The following is a 16,623-nucleotide window of genomic DNA, read 5'->3' as shown; positions in this document are numbered from 1 at the left end:
AGATGGCGGGTTTGCAATAGGTTAGCATTATGCTAACATTTGTTGTGTACATAATCGAATACACCAAAGATGCCGCCAAGGTACTTAAGACAATGCCGCGTAACGTCGCTGCTACGATCCAGGCGAAGATAAAACTGCTTGCGAACGATCCGTATTCGGCTGCTAACGTGAAGAAACTGACCGGACGTGATGGCTGTCGGTTACGTGTTGGTGACTGGCGTGTTTTGTTTGAAATCAACGATGGCAAACTAGTGGTCTTGGTGCTTGCCGTCAAACCTCGAGGAGGGGCTTACGAATGACCACCATCCAATTTATCGAACGCGACGGTCGCGCTGAATTCGCAATCGTGCCTATCGAAATTTGGAACCGCGTCGCGCCGTTGATCGAGGATCTCGATGACGAAGCGCTTTTTGATCAAGCGAAAGCAGCTGATGACGGTTTCCATGTGCCCGCAGTTGTGCTGGATGCTGAATTAGCCGGCGTACACCCAATACGCGCCTGGCGTGAATATCGCAAGCTCACTCAAGAAGCTTTGAGCGAAGCATCTGGCATCAGTAAACCGTACTTGAGCCAGATTGAAAGTGGGAAGCGAAACGGCACCTTCAAGAAACTTGCCGCGATAGCCGGGGCGCTTTCTGTACCCGTGGATATCCTCGGGCAGCAATAGCGTTTTGCTCTCGCCGAGTTCTCACATCAAAACAATATCGTACTGTTCCTGACTCAGGTTCGACTCAACCTGCAGCGAAACCGGCTTGCCGATAAAGTCCATCAGCATGGCCAGATGCTGCGACTCTTCCTCAAGAAACAGATCAATCACTTGCTGCGACGCCACCACGCGAAACTCACGCGGATTGAACTGACGCGATTCACGCATGATCTCGCGCAGCACGTCGTAACACACGGTGCGCGGCGTCTTGACCTGGCCTTTGCCATCGCAGGTCGGACACGGTTCGCACAACACATGCGCGAGCGATTCACGCGTACGCTTGCGTGTCATCTCAACCAGCCCCAACTGCGAAAACCCGTTCACCGTCACGCGCGTTCTATCTCGCGATAACGCTTTCTTCAACTCGCCAAGCACTTGATCGCGATGCTCGACGTTCTCCATATCGATGAAATCGATAATGATGATGCCGCCAAGATTCCTCAACCGCAATTGCCGTGCAATGGTGTGCGCTGCTTCAAGATTGGTTTTAAAGATCGTATCGTCGAAATTACGGGCACCTACATAACCACCCGTATTTACGTCGATAGTAGTCATTGCCTCAGTCTGGTCGATCATCAGATAACCACCGGACTTCAGATCTACCCGACGCGACAACGCTTTCTGAATCTCCGCTTCAATGTTGTACAGGTCATAGAGCGGGCGCTCGCCGGCATAGTGATGCACGCGCGAAGCCACAGCGGGTGTGAACTCGATCGCGAAGTCGGCCAGCATTTGATACGTCTCGCGCGAATCCACTTGAATACGCGAAGTCTCGTCGTTGACGAAATCGCGTAACACGCGCTGTGCGAGATTAAGATCCTGATGCAACAGCGAGGTTGGCGCCACCCGCTGCGCCTGCGCGACAATTGTTTGCCACGTCTTGCGCAAATAAGCGACATCAGCCGCGAGTTCTTCACTCGACGCATCTTCCGCGATCGTCCGGACGATATACCCGCCTTTTTCATCGACAGGAAGAACGGCCGTGAGCCGTGCCCGAATGGCCTCGCGCTCGGCCTCGCTCGCAATCTTTTGCGAGATCCCAATATGCGGTTCCTGCGGCAGATAAACCAGCGTCCGCCCCGCGATACTCACCTGCGTGGAAAGCCGCGCGCCCTTGGTGCCGATAGGATCCTTCACCACCTGCACCATCAGCGCCTGGCCTTCGAATACGATCTTCTCGATCGGCGTATGCGGCGTGTTCGAATGCGTTTCGCCAGCAATACGGGGATGCCAGATATCCGCTACGTGCAGGAATGCAGCGCGCTCGAGCCCGATATCGATAAAAGCCGACTGCATGCCCGGCAGCACACGCACGACCTTGCCGAGATACACATTGCCAACGCGCCCGCGCGACAACGTGCGCTCAACGTGAAGTTCTTGCACCGCGCCTTGCTGAACGAGGGCAACGCGGGTTTCCTGCGGTGTGACGTTGATCAGGATTTCTTCGTTCATGGACTGTTTAGAAGTCGACGCGCGCCACGCGCAGGAGTGCTGCTGTTTCGAAAAGAGGCAGGCCCATGATACCCGAATAGGACCCTTCGATCCGTTCGATAAACGCTGCCGCGCGTCCCTGAACGCCATACGCACCGGCCTTTCCGAGCGGTTCGCCCGTGGCCGCGTAACGCTGCAGTGCAGCACGTTCGACAGCGGCGAAGCGCACGAGCGAACGCGATAGAACAGGCGTGAGCAGAACGCCGTCGGCACCGACCACGGCAAGCGCTGTCAGCACCTCGTGATCGCGCCCGGATAGCCGTTCGAGCATGTCGACGGCATGGTCGGCGCTGTCTGGCTTGCCCATGATCGAGCCATCGAGCGTGACGGTTGTATCGGCAACCAGGATGGGCGCCACGCGATGATCGCCGTGAAGGCGGCGGGCATAGGCGGCTTGCGCCTTTGCCGCGCAAACGCGCAGCACATAGGCGTCAGCAGCCTCGCCGGGCAACTCGGCTTCGAGCGCTTCGGCGTCTTCATCGGGACGCGGCAGCAGCAACTCGAAGCGCACGCCGAGTTGCTGAAGTAGTTCTTTCCGCCGGGGACTTTGTGACGCGAGATAGACGAAAGGGAAGCTGGTTAATGGCATGTTCGCGGATAAATTGAAGGTCAGGCGCCGTAGCCTCAGGCGTAGTCGTTCAACGCTCCGATGCCACGCCTCAAGCGCGATGATAGGGATGATTCTGCGTGATGCTCCACGCGCGATAAAGCTGTTCGGCCAGCAGCACGCGGACCATGCCGTGCGGCAGCGTGAGACTTGAAACTCGCAGCAAGACTTCGGCACGCGCCTTGATTTGCGGGTCCAGACCGTCGGCGCCGCCGATCACGAACGCTACATCGCGTCCTTCCTGCTGCCAGTCCGGCAATGCGCCGGCAAGTTGCATGGTGGTCCAGTCGCGGCCGCGTTCGTCGAGTGCGACAAGCCGCGCATTCTTGGGCAGCGCCGCCTCGATCCGCACGCGTTCGGCGGCCATCACGCTCTCGGCGTTACGTCCCGATGAACGCTGTTCGGGTTTGATCTCGCGCAACTCGACGCGCAGCTCGGGCGGCATGCGTTTCGCATACTCGTCGAAGCCGGTCGCGATCCAGTCGGGCATCTTGTGGCCGACCGCAAGGATGTGAAGTTTCATGGCGGCATTGCGAAGCGCTACGCCCGCGCTATCTCCGCGCTTCTATGGCGACGGACAGCGCGACGTTCGCGTTCGGCCAGTGTTCAGTGTTAGCGCCGCGTAGTCTTGCGAGCCGGCTTGGCGGCGGGCTCGTCGTCCTCGTCTTCGTCCGACACGCTGACCTGGGCGCCGCTGAAGCCACCCGAGCTTTGCAGCTTGACGCGCACGGGTTTGTCGCCCCAGACCTCTTCGAGGTTGTAGTACTGGCGCAGCGCCGGTTGCAGGATGTGGACGACAGCGTCGCCGCAATCCACCAGCACCCATTCGCCAATCTCCTCGCCTTCGGTGCTGAGGACGTCGCCGCCCAGCTCCTTGACCTTGTCGCGCACGCTGTTGGCTAGCGCCTTGGTCTGACGATTCGATGTGCCGCTCGCGACGATGACACGGTCGAAGAGGGCGGTCAGGTGAGTGGTGTTGAACACCTTGATGTCCTGCGCCTTGACGTCTTCGAGACCGTCGATGATCGCGCGTTGAAGCTTTTGAATTTCCATATTTTTACCGATGGTTTTTACCGATGATACAAGTGGTGTTGAACAATATAGTCCCATACGGCGGACGGTACATGACTCTCGGCGTCTATCTCGCCCGCCGCGTGCGCCCGCAGGCGTTCTCCCAGCTGCTCGCGGATTTCGGTCGCCGACACTTCCAGCTCCAGCGCGGAATCAATCAGCAGATGGCCGTGCGGCGTGGATTGCAGCACCTCAGCCGGCGCGCTGCGCGCGGCAATTTCCTCAGCGACAGCAGGAGAAACCGTTGAGACGTCAAATCCAGCGCGGGTTTCCACGCACACGTGCGCAAATTCGAACAGGCGTTTCCAGTCGCGCCATGAATCCAGGTGGACAAGCTGGTCGGCGCCGATCAAAAGCGACAGCGACGCGTCCGCACCTTCTCGCGCGCGCCAGCGAGCCAGCGTCTCCACGGTATAGGTTGGGCCGTCATGGTCGATTTCATCGGTGGCGACAATAACCTGCAAACCTTCCACATGCAGCGAATCCGCTGCTGCGCGGGTCATGGCAAGCCGATGATGCGCCTCGGTGACATCCTTTTTTTGCCACGGCTGGCCCGCCGGCAACAGCACAAGTTCGGTCAGGTCGAGCAACTCGGCGAAACGGCGCGCGAGGGCCAGATGAGCGTCGTGAATCGGGTCGAACGTGCCGCCCAGCAAACCGACACGTCGAGCACAAGGGAGGTTCGGTTTCAGTGGACGATCCTCTTCGGGGACAGATTGCAACAAGTGCAACGCTCAGGTCTCATAGTCTGCAGCTAGTCTGCGGCTTCTTTCGTGATTCTTGGTTCGTCGTTCTTTATAGCCACTCTCGCGCCACCAGGAAATCGGAGTAAAGCCGGGCTTCGGGCGTACCCGGCTCCGGTTTCCAGTTGTAGCGCCACGTGACAGCCGGCGGCATCGACATCAGGATGGATTCCGTACGGCCGCCGCTTTGCAGCCCAAATAGCGTGCCACGGTCGAAGACAAGATTGAATTCCACGTACCGGCCACGCCGGTACGTCTGGAATTCACGCTGCGCTTCGCTGTAAGGCGTGTTGCGCCGGCGTTCGATGATCGGTAGATACGCGGCCAGGAAACTGTCGCCGACGCTGCGCATCATGGCGAACGATTCGTCGAAACCGGGTTCCGAGACGTCGTCGAAGAAAATTCCGCCGATCCCACGCGATTCATTCCGATGCTTGAGATAAAAATACTCGTCGCACCATTTCTTGAAACGCGGGTACAGATCCGTGCCGAAAGGCGTCAGCGCATTCCGGCAGACGCCGTGAAAATGCTGCGCGTCTTCCTCGTAGCCATAGTACGGCGTGAGGTCCATGCCGCCGCCAAACCAGAACAGCGGTGGCTCACCCGCTTTCGTCGCGATCAGCAGGCGCACGTTCATGTGCACGGTAGGGCAGTGCGGATTGCGCGGATGCATGACGAGCGACACGCCCATGGCCTCAAAACCACGCCCGGCCAGTTGCGGACGCGCGGCGCTCGCCGAGGCTGGCAAAGCGTCGCCGGCTACATCGGAGAAACCAATGCCACCGCGTTCAAAAAACTGACCGCCTTCAAGGATGCGTGTGCTGCCGCCTCCACGCAATCGTTCTTCCGGGCCGCGCTGCCAGGAATCGATAAGGAATTCGTTGCCATCGAACGCGCCAAGCGTCTGCGCGATCTGCTCTTGCAAACCGGTCAAATAAGTGCGGACAGCTTGTACGTCGTAGGTTGGAGCGGTCATCGTGAACGGTTGTACGGCTTGCGGGCAAATAGCACGGAGTGCGGAAACCCTGGTTCGGTCCAGAGTTGCCTGGCCTCGTGCGCGTTCCTTCTAAAACACGCTGCCGGACGCGAAGGTCCGGCAGTGCGTTGCTCAATGTGCTGCGATCTTGCGGTTTTGGAGATTTCCCGCGATGGCATCGCGACATTAGCCGGCCACGTAGCCAGCATCTCCGCGCTTCAGCCGTGCCGGTCTGTCGCTTTACGATTCAGAGCGCGATAACCAATGTCCCGCCGATACTGCATGCCGTCGAACGCGATCTGATTGATCGTATCGTAGACCACGGACTGCGCGCCGCGTACCGAGTCCGACAAACCCACGACGCACAACACGCGTCCGCCCGATGTGCTGAGCTTGCCGTTTTCCAGCGTAGTGCCGGCATGGAACGTCACGGCTTCCGGCGTCTCCGGAGGAATGCCATTGATCCGGTCACCCTTGCGCGGCGTGTCCGGATAGTTGTGCGCAGCCAGCACGACGCCCAGCGCCGTACGCCGGTCCCATTCGATCTCCGCGGTCGCCAGCGTGCCGGCGATCGCGAGTTCCACTACTTTTGAGAAATCGCCCTTCAGGCGAGCCATGATGGGTTGCGTTTCCGGGTCACCCATCCGGCAATTGAATTCGAGCGTTTTCGGATTGCCATGTGCGTCGATCATCAGGCCCGCATACAGGAAACCGGTGTAGCGGATGCCTTCCTGTTCCATGCCGCGCACCGTCGGCAGGATAATTTCGCGCATGACGCGGGCGTGCAGTTGCGGCGTGACGATAGGCGCGGGCGAATAGGCACCCATTCCGCCGGTGTTCGGGCCCTTGTCGCCGTCGAGCAGACGTTTGTGGTCCTGACTCGACGCCAGTGCAAGCACGTGCTTACCATCCACCATCACGATAAAGCTCGCTTCCTCGCCGTCCAGGAATTCCTCGATCACCACGCGCGCACCGGCGTCGCCCAGTTTGTTGTCGGCGAGCATGGAATCCACGGCCGCATGCGCTTCTTCAAGCGTCGTTGCCACGACTACGCCCTTACCGGCTGCCAGTCCGTCGGCCTTGATGACGATGGGCGCGCCTTTCGTGTCCAGATACGCGTGGGCAGCGGCGATGTCCGTGAACGTTTCGTATTCCGCCGTCGGGATAGCGTGGCGCTTCATGAACGCCTTGGCGAAGTCCTTCGAGCTTTCGAGTTGCGCGGCTTCCTTGGTCGGGCCGAAGATCTTCAGGCCGCGCGAGCGGAACAGGTTGACAATACCCGCCGCGAGCGGGCCTTCGGGGCCGACCACGGTCAGCGCAATCTGCTCTTTCTCGGCGAAATCGGCGAGTGCGGCAGGATCGGTGATGTCGACATTGAGCAGACGTTCGTCCTGAGCCGTGCCGCCGTTACCCGGCGCGACATAAACCATCTGCACGCGCGGCGACTGCGCGAGTTTCCAAGCGAGCGCATGTTCGCGACCGCCGGAACCGACGACGAGTAACTTCATTTAAATCCTCGAAGATCTTAAGAAATTCATGGCGGCAGGAGGGCGGACCGGTTTGAATCGATTGGTACCGATTCAAGCTCATTTAAACGGGTCCACCGCGCCTGATCCGCGGATATCTGCTTTTGCGATGCGCCGGATCTCGGCCGGTCGTCTGCCGAATTGCCGTCGGGTGTTTTGACCCGGAGAAGTGGTTCGCGCCATCACGCGGCTGCGTCACTCGACTTCCCGGCTGTCAAACACAACTTCCGGCCAGGTTCGGCTCACTTCAATAACTACTAACTGGCCTGTATTTCGGGAGCATGCTCGGCGCAGTTCGCCGGCTTGCCTTTCACATAACGCGCCAGCCGATCCGTTTATTCACCCACGACGGCGCTATTCGTCTACACACGCCCGGCACCGCTGATTAAACAAATAAACGACTGAAACGCATCGGCTACCCACGCAGCAATCGAGCCAGAAACGGGCAAGGGCGCGTTCCATGTCCTGCCGGTCAAAACCTTGCTGCACGGTCGTTCACGTAAGTGGACGGCGCGGCTTGATGGCCGCCCGACTCACCGACTTACTTACCCAGCAATCATTCCAGGTCGATGGCCGCGTTGGTATACACCTCTTGCACGTCGTCCAGATTTTCCAGCGCGTCGAGCAATTTCTGCATTTTCGCCGCTTCCTCGCCGGTGAACTCGACTTCAGTCTGCGGCTTCATGACGACTTCCGCCACTTCGGCCTTGAAACCCGCGGCTTCCAGTGCGTCTTTCACCTTCTGGAAGTCGTTAGCCGGGCAAACCACTTCCATGCTGCCGTCGTCATTCGTTACCACGTCGTCCGCGCCCGCTTCGAGCGCCGCTTCCATCAGCTTGTCCTCGGACGTGCCGGGAGCGAACAGGAACTGGCCGACGTGATCGAACATGAACGCCACCGAGCCGTCCGTGCCCATGTTGCCGCCGAACTTCGAGAACGCGTGGCGCACTTCCGCAACGGTCCGGGTACGGTTGTCCGTCATGGTGTCCACGATGATCGCCGCGCCGCCGATACCGTAGCCTTCGTAGCGGATTTCTTCGTACGTCGCGCCGTCGACACCACCCACGCCGCGCTGGATCGCGCGGTTGATGTTGTCCTTGGGCATGTTGGCGTCGTAGGCCTTTTCGACGGAGAGCCGCAGTCGCGGGTTCGTGTCCATTTCTCCGCCGCCCATGCGTGCCGCGACCTGAATTTCCTTGATAAGACGCGTCCAGACCTTGCCACGCTTGGCATCGGTCGCCGCTTTCTTATGCTTGATGTTGGCCCATTTTGAATGACCCGCCATACCTTTCTCCATCGCGCGCGAGTTGCTCTCGCACGCTTGTGTGTCAATGATGCCGCCCTATCCCGAAAAGGCGCTTTTCGCCGGCCGGCATTTTATGTTCGCGCCGCATGATGCAGGGCTTGAGTGCCACACGCACACCCGGTCCAGGGTTCTGCGGGGCCGGGCAGGTTGCTGAAAATCTGCAAATTCACGCAAATTCACGATTCCCGCTAATTGTCACTCTCGCCGACAACCTGCAGCCAACCGAATGACGCCAGGAAGTCCCGTCATTTGATTCTTCAGCCAGCCAAGCGCGGCCACTTATTTGGCGGACCCGAATTTTATCATGGCGCGCCGCTTCGGCAGGCGTTGGCCTTGCTCCGACGGTGTGCACGCCCTTGCTGGTTCCCGCGTTGGCGCTCGATTCTGCGCTTGTTACTGCTCGATTAAATGCGCTAGTTTTTCGTGCCGAATAGCCGGTCGCCGGCGTCCCCCAGGCCCGGCACGATATACGCGTGCTCGTTCAGATGCGAGTCGAGCGAGGCCACGTACAGCTTCACGTCCGGGTGGGCGTCCGAGAAAACCTTCACGCCTTCAGGCGCTGCAACCAGCGCCACAAAAATGATGTTTTCACCCAGCACCTTGCGCCGTTTCATGACGTCCACGGCATGAACCGCCGAATAGCCGGTCGCCAGCATGGGATCGCACAGGATGAACACGCGCTCTTCCAGATCGGGTGGCAGGCGCACGAGATATTCGACCGGCCGGTGATCCTCCGCGCGGTACACGCCGATATGGCCGACCCGCGCCGATGGAATCAGGTCGAGCAACCCATCCGACATGCCGATACCGGCCCGCAGAACCGGCACGATTGCCAGCTTCTTGCCGGCAATCACGGGTGAGTCGATGGTGACCAGCGGTGTTTCGACACGCTTCGTAGTCAGCGGCAGATTGCGCGTGATTTCATAACCCATCAGCAGCGTGATCTCGCGCAGCAACTCGCGAAACGTCCGCGTGGACGTGTCCTTGTCCCGCATGTGCGTCAGCTTGTGCTGAATCAGCGGGTGACTGAGGATGAAGAGATTGGGAAAGCGGCTGTCCTGTTTCATGGAATTCGCGCGGTTGCCGCGGCATTAAGTGTGGATTCGGGTGAATCGGGTGTTTCGTTCAGCTCTGACACCGCGTAGGTCTTGCGTGGCTGTGCTCAAGCAATGACGCCAGTTTACCCAAATTAGGCGCGCCTAAAGTGGAGATTGGCGGAGATTGCGGGCGATAGGTCGTCCGGTCTATTGCGCGGCCGACGTCCGATCCCTCATTCTTCTAGAATTGCATCACGCGGTCCGCACAGAGGGCGGCGAACCAGGATTCGGCACCAGATTTCATTACCCCGGGCGGCGACCGTTTCCAGCGGTTTTAACTCGGGCAACCAGAAAGGGACAGCAAATGGACATGGGAATCAAGGGGCGCACCGCGCTCGTTTGCGCGGCCAGCAAGGGCCTGGGGCGCGGTTGCGCCGAGGCGCTGGCAGCCGAGGGTGTCAACTTAGTGATCCTGGCGCGTACGCCTGGTCCGCTTGAGGCCACGGCCGAGCACATTCGTACAAACTTTGGCGTGACTGTGACGGCCATAGCGTGCGACATCACCACGGCGGAAGGCCACGCCGCGGCGCTGGCCGCGTGTCCTGCGCCGGACATCCTCGTGAACAACGCCGGCGGCCCGCCGCCCGGGGATTTCCGCCAATTCTCGCGCGACGACTGGATCAAGGCGCTTGATTCGAACATGCTCACGCCAATCGAACTTATCAAGAAGACGCTCGACGGCATGATCGAGCGTGGCTTTGGACGTGTCGTGAATATCACGAGCTCGTCGGTGAAAGCGCCTATCGACGTGCTGGGTCTGTCGAACGGCGCGCGCTCAGGCTTGACGGGTTTTGTTGCAGGGTTGTCGCGCAAGGTCGCGGCGACGGGTGTCACCATCAACAACCTGCTGCCGGGTTCTTTCGATACCGACCGGCTCGTCAGCACGTTCGAGGCGGACGCGCGGGCGAACAATATTTCGTTTGAAGAAGCCAAGAAACGCCGCATGAGCCGGCTGCCGGCGGGCCGCTTCGGTACGTCGGAGGAGTTCGGGAAGGCGTGTGCGTATTTGTGCAGCGTCCACGCCGGCTACATCACGGGGCAAAACCTGCTGATCGACGGCGGCGCTTATCCAGGCACATATTGATCGTCGATCGCTACAAAACATTACAACCAGGAGGCATTCGATGACCCCACGCGTCGCGCTGATCGCGCACGACATGAAGAAAGATGACATCGTGGCGCTGGCCGGCGAATTTGCGGCCACGCTGGCGCAGTGCCGGTTGGTGGCAACCGGTACGACCGGTGCGAGGATTGCGGCGGCCCATGGTCTGGAAGTCGAGCGCAAGCTCTCCGGACCGTTCGGCGGCGATCTGCAAATTGGTGCTGAACTGGCCGAGGGGCGGGTTGATGTCGTGGTTTTCCTGCGCGACCCCATGACGCCGCAACCGCATGAGCCGGATATCAATGCGCTGGTGCGCGCATGCGACGTCCACAACGTGGCGTGCGCGACGAATCTGGCGACAGCACGCATGATTCTCGATGATCTGAAGCTACGCCTGGACCGGGTTTAGGCATCGCTACATAGCGGCCGGCACTCGCCGGCAAAAGGAGACAAGGGTGACAAAGGCAATTCGATTCGATAAAAGCGGTGGCCCGGAAGTGATGAAATGGGTCGACGTCGAAGTGGGCGAACCCGGCAAGGGCGAGATTCGCGTGAAACATCATGCGGTCGGCTTGAACTTCATCGACGTGTACTTTCGTACCGGGCTATATCCCATTCCGCTGCCCGCTGGACTCGGCATGGAAGCAGCGGGTGAGGTAACTGCGGTCGGTGAAGGCGTGACAGGGTTCGATGTGGGTGACCGCGTGGCTTACGCGTCGCGGCCGCCGGGTGCTTATGCGCAGGAACGGGTCATGTCGGCGCAGTATGTCGTGCGTCTTCCCGACGCCATAGCGTACGAAGATGCGGCGTCGGTGATGTTGCAGGGCCTGACTGCGCAGTATCTGTTGCGACGGACGTATCGCGTGAAAGCCGGCGACACGATCCTGATTCACGCGGCGGCGGGTGGCGTAGGCATGCTGGCGTGCCAGTGGGCGAAGGCGCTCGGCGCGACGGTGATCGGCACGGTTGGGTCGGACGAGAAGGCTGAACTCGCGAAGGCGCACGGCTGCGATCATCCGATCGTCTATACCCGCGAGGATTTCACGAAGCGGGTGCGCGAGATCACGAACGGCGCGGGCGTGCCGGTGGTCTACGATTCAATCGGCAAGGACACCTACACGGCATCGCTCGACTGCCTTGCGCCGTTGGGGATGTTCGTGAGTTTCGGCAATACATCCGGGCCGTTGCCACCCATCGATTCGTCCGAGTTCGCGGGACGCGGTTCGCTGTATTTCACGCGTCCCACGTTGTTCAGCTATATCGCTAAACGCAGCGATCTGGAGGAGATGACGGGTGAACTGTTCAATGTGTTGAGTACAGGCCAGGTCAAGACCAGCGTACGGCAGCGTTATCCGCTGGCCGACGCGGCAAAGGCGCACGAGGATCTGGAGGCGCGCCGGACCACGGGATCGACAATCTTCCTGCCTTGACACGAGCGTGAAGCGGGGCGGACGCGGCGTTCTTCCACGCCGCGCCGTCCAAAGCGGAAGGCGAAATGCGTTGAGCTCTGCGGAGAGACCGCCGCGATCCGCGTTCCTCAAATCCCCTCAAACGCCCGCTATAAGGCGGCAGCACCAAGCGCCGCTGCGAAGGTCTCCCACAACTTCATTTACACATTCTTTACGTCCGTATCCTGATCTTTGATCCGCCTTTTATGTCGGCGCGCTTAATGTTCGGGCCATCGTTCAATACTTAGGGAATATGCCTAGCTCGTCCTACCGGGAAAGCCGCGTGTCAGTATGTCGATGTTGAAACACAGAAACCGAACCTCGCCTCGGACGCGATTGCTCCGCAAAGCTAAAAAATGAACCGCCCCAACCCAGACGAGCTGCTCGGCAAATTGCAGAGAGAGGAAGAGAAGCGTCATCGCGGACGGCTGAAGATATTCTTTGGTGCGTCCGCGGGAGTGGGCAAGACCTACGCCATGCTGCTGGCGGCGCGCAGCAGGAAGCAACAGGGCGACGATGTAGTCATCGGCATAGTGGAAACGCATGGCAGAAGTGAAACAGCCGCGTTGCTGGAAGGCATTGAACAACTGCCGCTGGCGAACATGCTGTATCGCGGCCATGCGCTCCAGGAGTTCGATCTCGATTCCGCGCTTCAGCGTCACCCGCAGCTTCTCCTCGTCGATGAACTCGCTCATTCCAACGTCCCCGGCGCGCGTCATCTGAAACGCTGGCAGGACGTGCATGAACTGCTGGAGGCGGGCATTGACGTCTACACCACGGTGAATGTCCAGCATCTGGAAAACCTGAACGATATCGTGGGCCAGATCACGCAGATCCGCGTGTTCGAGACGGTTCCGGATCGCGTGCTGGATCAGGCCGATGAAGTCACGCTCGTCGATCTTCCACCCGAGGAGCTGCTTGAACGGCTGCGGCACGGCAAGGTCTACATGCCGCAGCAGGCGGAACACGCGGTCCGCAATTTCTTTCGCAAGGGCAACCTGATCGCGCTGCGCGAACTGGCGTTGCGGCGCACGGCGGATCGCGTCGATGCCCAGATGCGCGAATTTCGCGCGGATCGTTCTATCGAGAGAATCTGGGAGGCGCGCGACCGGCTGGTGGTGTGTATCGGGCCGGGACCGGAAGCCCCCACGCTCGCGCGCGCGGCGGCAAGGCTCGCGGCAAGCCTGCGCTCGGACTGGATCGCGGTGTACGTCGAAACGCCGCGACTGCAAAAACTCCCCGATGCCCGCCGTGAGCGCACGCTCGCCGCGCTCAAGCTCGCCGCCGAACTGGGCGCCGAGACGGTAACGCTGGCCGGTGACGATGCCGTCGCGACGTTGATCGGCTATGCGCAAGCGCGCAATGCATCGAAGCTGGTGGCGGGTGCATCGAAACATCGCGGTCTCGCACGATGGATAAAACGGTCGTTTGGCGAGCGGCTGGCGGAACACGCGGGCGATCTCGATCTCACGCTGATTCGAGCGCGGGAAAGCGACCTGAGCGAAGCAAGCCGCGGGGGTGTTCAAAGCGGATCGTCGCCGGAAGAGGCGGGGATCGCGCCCGACTGGCACGACGCGTTGAGCGCCGCGCGCGAGCAACGCTCGGCGCCGCGCGGCTACGCGTACGCCATCGCGATCTGCGCGGTCATCACGTTGCTCGCGAGCCAGATCAGCAATCATTTCGACCTCACGAACCTCGTGATGTTTTATCTGATCGGCGTGATTTACGCAGCGGCACGGATTGGCCGTGGCCCGGGCGTACTGCTGTCGTTCCTGAGCGTCGCGGCCTTCGACTTCTTCTTCGTGCCGCCGCGCATGTCGCTGACTGTCTCCGATACCCAATACCTGCTGACCTTCGCCGGCATGCTGCTGACGTCGCTGGTGATCAGCCACCTCACATCGAGCTTGCGGCGCGAGGCGCGCGTGGCGTCCAAGCGCGAGCGGCGGACGGGCGCGATGTATGCAATGGCCGGCGAACTCGGCGCGGCGCTTGGCGTCGAGCAGATCGTGGGTATCGGCATGCGGCACGTGAGCGAAGTGTTCCGGGCGAAAGTCGCGATGCTCCTGCCCGATTCCAGCGACAAAGTCCGCCAGAAACTCGATCCATCGGATACGTCCGCTGCTGCATTGCTGCTCGATGCAAGCGCGCTGGATATCGATGTCGGCCAATGGGTCTACGACCATCAGCAGCCAGCCGGCCATGGCACGGACACGCTACCCGCCACGGCCGCGCTTTATCTGCCGCTCAAAGCGCCGATGCGCACGCGCGGCGTGCTCGCGGTCGTTACACGCATCGCCGGAGAGCTCGAGGTCCCCGAGCAAAAGCGCATGCTCGATGCCTTCGCCGCGCAGATCGCGCTGGCGCTCGAACGGGTGCACTACGTGGAAATTGCGCGCGACGCGCTCGTGAGCATGGAGTCCGAACGCTTGCGCAATTCGCTGCTGTCCGCCATCTCGCACGATTTGCGCACGCCGCTGACGACCATCGTTGGTTTTGCGTCCATGCTGGCGGAAGCGCGCGGTGACGCCCGCTCACCGGCCAATGCCGAATTGATCGCGGCGATCCATGATGAATCGCTGCGCATGACCAGTATTGTCACGAACCTGCTGGACATGGCGCGCTTGCAGGCGGGTGGTCTGCGGCTGAACCGGCAGTGGTCGCTGCTTGAAGAGACGGTCGGCGCGGCGTTGCGGGCGTGCCGGCGCGTTCTGAGCGGCCGTCCGGTCGAGGTGCGTCTGCCCGCCGACCTGCCGTTCCTGCAACTCGATGCCGTGCTGATGGAACGCCTCTTCTCCAACCTGCTGGAGAACGCCGCGAAATATACGCCGCCGGGCTCGAAGCTCGTGATTGGCGCGGAGAGTGTGAATGTGAATGGCAAGCCGTTCGTGCGTGTTTATATCGATGACAATGGTCCGGGTCTGCCCGCGAACATGGGCGACCGTGTGTTCGAGAAATTCACGCGCGGCGAGAAGGAATCGGCGAAGCCGGGCATCGGGTTGGGGCTCTCGATTTGCCGCGCGATCGTGCAGGCGCACGGCGGTACAATCGGCGCGAATAACCGGCTGGACGATATCCTCCCGCACCCGCAGGTCCAGGGCGCCCGCTTCTGGTTCACCTTGCCCGTGGATGCAGCGCCCCCAGTACCCAGTTTCTCCGATGAAGCCGAACAGGACTTCGTCGATCTTTCTCCGCCGGACCCAAGCCTTCATAAAACCTCATGAGCGAACCTAACCTCACTGTCGTGTTGATCGAGGACGAGAAGCAGATTCGCCGCTTTGTGCGCGCGTCGCTCGAGGCCGAGGGCATTACCGTGCACGAGGCGGAAACGGGTAAACAGGGGCTGGTCGAGGCGGCCACGCGCAAGCCGGATCTGGTCATCGTCGATCTCGGCCTGCCCGATACCGACGGTCTCGATGTGATCCGCGAACTGCGAAGCTGGACCGAGTTGCCGGTGATCGTGTTGTCGGCGCGTACGCAGGAAGAGGAGAAGGTCGCCGCGCTCGATGCAGGCGCCGATGATTACCTGACCAAGCCGTTCGGCGTATCGGAACTGATGGCGCGGATTCGCGCGCACTTGCGGCGTCGCAATCAGGCGGCATCGAGTGAATCGCCTTTGGTGAAATTCGGCGACGTTTCCATCGATCTCGGCCTGCGCCAGGTCACGCGTGCTGGCGTGCTCGTGCACCTGACGCCGATCGAATACCGGCTGCTTTCCACGCTGGTTCGGCACGCCGGCCGCGTGTTGACGCATCGCCAGTTACTGCGGGAAGTGTGGGGGCCGTCGCATGTGGAAAGCCACCACTACCTGCGCATTTACATGGCGCATCTGCGGCAGAAACTTGAACGCGACGCCGCGCAGCCGGAACATATCGTCACTGAAACCGGCGTGGGTTATCGGTTGATCGGGGCTGTCTGAACGGTATCGAGCACATCGTCTATTGGCACATCGCCGCCGATAAAACCAATCACCTCGTCACGCACATCGCGTTTGATGCATCCCACCGCGACGCGTGCAACATCCTCGCGTGAAACGGGCGCCGCATCCGCGCTGCGTTGCGTGGAGAGCACGATCGTGCCACGGCCGATTTCATCGGAGAGCGGTCCCGGCCGCAAGATCACGTACGGGACGCCGCTTGCCTGGACGTAGTCGTCGGCTTCGCGCTTCATTTTCGAGTAGTGCTTGAGGGCAAGCGGGCTCGATTTAGGCCAGTAGGCGGAGATTGCGCTGATGACCACGAGTTGTTTTGTGCGGCGGCGTTTCGCGTAGTCGGCGGTACGTTGGACCGCGTCGCGGTCAATCGCCCGTTCCTCATTCACACCTTCGCTTTCCGCCGATCCTGCGGCGTAGATGACATGCGTGACGTCGTCGAAGGTGTGGGAGAAATCGTGTGTCAGATCGCCAAGCACGATCTCGGCGCCGAGCGCGGCGAACTCACCGCGTTGCGCGGATTTGCGCAGCAAGACTTTGAAGGGAAGGGATGCAGCGCGTAGTTGCCGGGCAATGTGGCGACCGGTCCGGCCGCTCGCGCCGATAAGCAGGACTTTCATTG

Annotated in this window: 17 protein-coding genes; 7 read left to right on the top strand and 10 right to left on the bottom strand. The window is 60.6% G+C overall.

The genetic code is table 11. From position 1 onward, the window contains the following. Positions 1–29: 29 nt before the first annotated feature. Together ACSQ83_RS00285 and ACSQ83_RS00280 are read left to right on the top strand one after the other, a co-directional pair. Positions 30–299, top strand: coding sequence for a type II toxin-antitoxin system RelE family toxin (locus tag ACSQ83_RS00285; RefSeq protein WP_436226882.1), 270 nt, complete (start codon positions 30–32; stop codon positions 297–299). Further along, the gene (locus ACSQ83_RS00280; protein WP_414948101.1) at positions 296–667 is read left to right on the top strand and encodes a helix-turn-helix domain-containing protein; all 372 of its coding nucleotides are present in this window, start codon (positions 296–298) and stop codon (positions 665–667) included. Before ACSQ83_RS00285 ends, ACSQ83_RS00280 begins: the two co-directional genes overlap by 4 nt. Positions 668–688: 21 nt before the next feature. On the opposite strand, the gene rng is transcribed toward ACSQ83_RS00280, so the two are convergent. The 9 genes from rng to upp all read right to left on the bottom strand — a co-directional run bounded on the left by rng (position 689) and on the right by upp (position 9,493). After that, positions 689–2,158 carry a ribonuclease G gene (gene rng / locus ACSQ83_RS00275; RefSeq protein WP_436226881.1) on the bottom strand — a complete coding sequence of 490 codons (1,470 nt, stop codon included), beginning with the start codon at positions 2,156–2,158 and terminating at the stop codon, positions 689–691. Positions 2,159–2,165: 7 nt separating this feature from the next. Further along, positions 2,166–2,786: a Maf family protein gene (locus ACSQ83_RS00270; RefSeq protein WP_436226880.1), complete on the bottom strand. Its 621-nt coding sequence runs from the start codon at positions 2,784–2,786 to the stop codon at positions 2,166–2,168. A gap of 70 nt (positions 2,787–2,856) precedes the next feature. Further along, positions 2,857–3,327, bottom strand: a complete 471-nt coding sequence (rlmH, locus tag ACSQ83_RS00265) for a 23S rRNA (pseudouridine(1915)-N(3))-methyltransferase RlmH (protein WP_414948104.1) — start codon at positions 3,325–3,327, stop codon at positions 2,857–2,859. An 89-nt stretch (positions 3,328–3,416) separates the two neighbouring features. Beyond that, complete coding sequence (rsfS, locus tag ACSQ83_RS00260) at positions 3,417–3,857, bottom strand: ribosome silencing factor (RefSeq protein WP_414948105.1); 441 nt, start codon at positions 3,855–3,857, stop codon at positions 3,417–3,419. 17 nt (positions 3,858–3,874) lie between these two features. Beyond that, positions 3,875–4,600, bottom strand: coding sequence for a nicotinate-nucleotide adenylyltransferase (locus ACSQ83_RS00255; RefSeq protein WP_414948106.1), 726 nt, complete (start codon positions 4,598–4,600; stop codon positions 3,875–3,877). Positions 4,601–4,670: 70 nt separating this feature from the next. Next, positions 4,671–5,594 carry an oxygen-dependent coproporphyrinogen oxidase gene (gene hemF / locus ACSQ83_RS00250; RefSeq protein ID WP_436226879.1) on the bottom strand — a complete coding sequence of 308 codons (924 nt, stop codon included), beginning with the start codon at positions 5,592–5,594 and terminating at the stop codon, positions 4,671–4,673. Between the two features lie 218 nt (positions 5,595–5,812). Further along, positions 5,813–7,102 carry a phosphoribosylamine--glycine ligase gene (gene purD / locus ACSQ83_RS00245; protein ID WP_436226878.1) on the bottom strand — a complete coding sequence of 430 codons (1,290 nt, stop codon included), beginning with the start codon at positions 7,100–7,102 and terminating at the stop codon, positions 5,813–5,815. A gap of 574 nt (positions 7,103–7,676) precedes the next feature. Then, positions 7,677–8,405: a YebC/PmpR family DNA-binding transcriptional regulator gene (locus ACSQ83_RS00240; RefSeq protein ID WP_414948109.1), complete on the bottom strand. Its 729-nt coding sequence runs from the start codon at positions 8,403–8,405 to the stop codon at positions 7,677–7,679. A 434-nt stretch (positions 8,406–8,839) separates the two neighbouring features. After that, positions 8,840–9,493 (bottom strand): uracil phosphoribosyltransferase, encoded by a 654-nt coding sequence (gene upp / locus ACSQ83_RS00235; RefSeq protein ID WP_158936602.1) that lies wholly within the window; start codon positions 9,491–9,493, stop codon positions 8,840–8,842. Positions 9,494–9,827: 334 nt separating this feature from the next. Between upp and ACSQ83_RS00230 the strand changes: the two genes are divergently transcribed. From ACSQ83_RS00230 to kdpE, 5 genes are all read left to right on the top strand, one after another. Continuing rightward, on the top strand, positions 9,828–10,607 hold the full coding sequence (locus tag ACSQ83_RS00230) for an SDR family oxidoreductase (RefSeq protein ID WP_414966896.1): 780 nt from the start codon (positions 9,828–9,830) through the stop codon (positions 10,605–10,607). A 40-nt stretch (positions 10,608–10,647) separates the two neighbouring features. Then, a complete protein-coding gene (locus ACSQ83_RS00225; protein WP_299712802.1) occupies positions 10,648–11,034 on the top strand; it encodes a methylglyoxal synthase in 387 nt (128 codons plus the stop codon). A gap of 46 nt (positions 11,035–11,080) precedes the next feature. Then, complete coding sequence (locus ACSQ83_RS00220; RefSeq protein ID WP_436226877.1) at positions 11,081–12,055, top strand: quinone oxidoreductase family protein; 975 nt, start codon at positions 11,081–11,083, stop codon at positions 12,053–12,055. A 374-nt stretch (positions 12,056–12,429) separates the two neighbouring features. Next, positions 12,430–15,294, top strand: a complete 2,865-nt coding sequence (locus ACSQ83_RS00215) for a DUF4118 domain-containing protein (RefSeq protein ID WP_436226876.1) — start codon at positions 12,430–12,432, stop codon at positions 15,292–15,294. Beyond that, positions 15,291–15,989: a two-component system response regulator KdpE gene (gene kdpE / locus ACSQ83_RS00210; protein ID WP_414948113.1), complete on the top strand. Its 699-nt coding sequence runs from the start codon at positions 15,291–15,293 to the stop codon at positions 15,987–15,989. The genes ACSQ83_RS00215 and kdpE overlap by 4 nt, the downstream gene beginning before the upstream one ends. Here the strand turns inward: kdpE and ACSQ83_RS00205 are convergent. Then, positions 15,965–16,621, bottom strand: coding sequence for an SDR family oxidoreductase (locus ACSQ83_RS00205; RefSeq protein WP_414948114.1), 657 nt, complete (start codon positions 16,619–16,621; stop codon positions 15,965–15,967). The genes kdpE and ACSQ83_RS00205 overlap by 25 nt on opposite strands. Positions 16,622–16,623 lie beyond the last annotated feature (2 nt).

Source organism: Caballeronia sp. LjRoot29 (assembly GCF_964252755.1).
Taxonomy (GTDB): Bacteria; Pseudomonadota; Gammaproteobacteria; order Burkholderiales; family Burkholderiaceae; genus Caballeronia.
The sequence above is the reverse complement of the archived record's forward strand: the minus strand, read 5'-3'. Positions and strand labels throughout refer to the sequence as shown.

What these genes read in the sequence shown, in the direction of transcription:
- ACSQ83_RS00285 (WP_436226882.1), top strand. Translation starts at nt 30, where the DNA reads ATGCTAACATTTGTTGTGTACATAATCGAATACACCAAAGATGCCGCC.
- ACSQ83_RS00280 (WP_414948101.1), top strand. Translation starts at nt 296, where the DNA reads ATGACCACCATCCAATTTATCGAACGCGACGGTCGCGCTGAATTCGCA.
- rng (WP_436226881.1), bottom strand. Translation starts at nt 2,158, where the DNA reads ATGAACGAAGAAATCCTGATCAACGTCACACCGCAGGAAACCCGCGTT.
- ACSQ83_RS00270 (WP_436226880.1), bottom strand. Translation starts at nt 2,786, where the DNA reads ATGCCATTAACCAGCTTCCCTTTCGTCTATCTCGCGTCACAAAGTCCC.
- rlmH (WP_414948104.1), bottom strand. Translation starts at nt 3,327, where the DNA reads ATGAAACTTCACATCCTTGCGGTCGGCCACAAGATGCCCGACTGGATC.
- rsfS (WP_414948105.1), bottom strand. Translation starts at nt 3,857, where the DNA reads ATGGAAATTCAAAAGCTTCAACGCGCGATCATCGACGGTCTCGAAGAC.
- hemF (WP_436226879.1), bottom strand. Translation starts at nt 5,594, where the DNA reads ATGACCGCTCCAACCTACGACGTACAAGCTGTCCGCACTTATTTGACC.
- purD (WP_436226878.1), bottom strand. Translation starts at nt 7,102, where the DNA reads ATGAAGTTACTCGTCGTCGGTTCCGGCGGTCGCGAACATGCGCTCGCT.
- ACSQ83_RS00240 (WP_414948109.1), bottom strand. Translation starts at nt 8,405, where the DNA reads ATGGCGGGTCATTCAAAATGGGCCAACATCAAGCATAAGAAAGCGGCG.
- upp (WP_158936602.1), bottom strand. Translation starts at nt 9,493, where the DNA reads ATGAAACAGGACAGCCGCTTTCCCAATCTCTTCATCCTCAGTCACCCG.
- ACSQ83_RS00230 (WP_414966896.1), top strand. Translation starts at nt 9,828, where the DNA reads ATGGACATGGGAATCAAGGGGCGCACCGCGCTCGTTTGCGCGGCCAGC.
- ACSQ83_RS00225 (WP_299712802.1), top strand. Translation starts at nt 10,648, where the DNA reads ATGACCCCACGCGTCGCGCTGATCGCGCACGACATGAAGAAAGATGAC.
- ACSQ83_RS00215 (WP_436226876.1), top strand. Translation starts at nt 12,430, where the DNA reads ATGAACCGCCCCAACCCAGACGAGCTGCTCGGCAAATTGCAGAGAGAG.
- kdpE (WP_414948113.1), top strand. Translation starts at nt 15,291, where the DNA reads ATGAGCGAACCTAACCTCACTGTCGTGTTGATCGAGGACGAGAAGCAG.
- ACSQ83_RS00205 (WP_414948114.1), bottom strand. Translation starts at nt 16,621, where the DNA reads ATGAAAGTCCTGCTTATCGGCGCGAGCGGCCGGACCGGTCGCCACATT.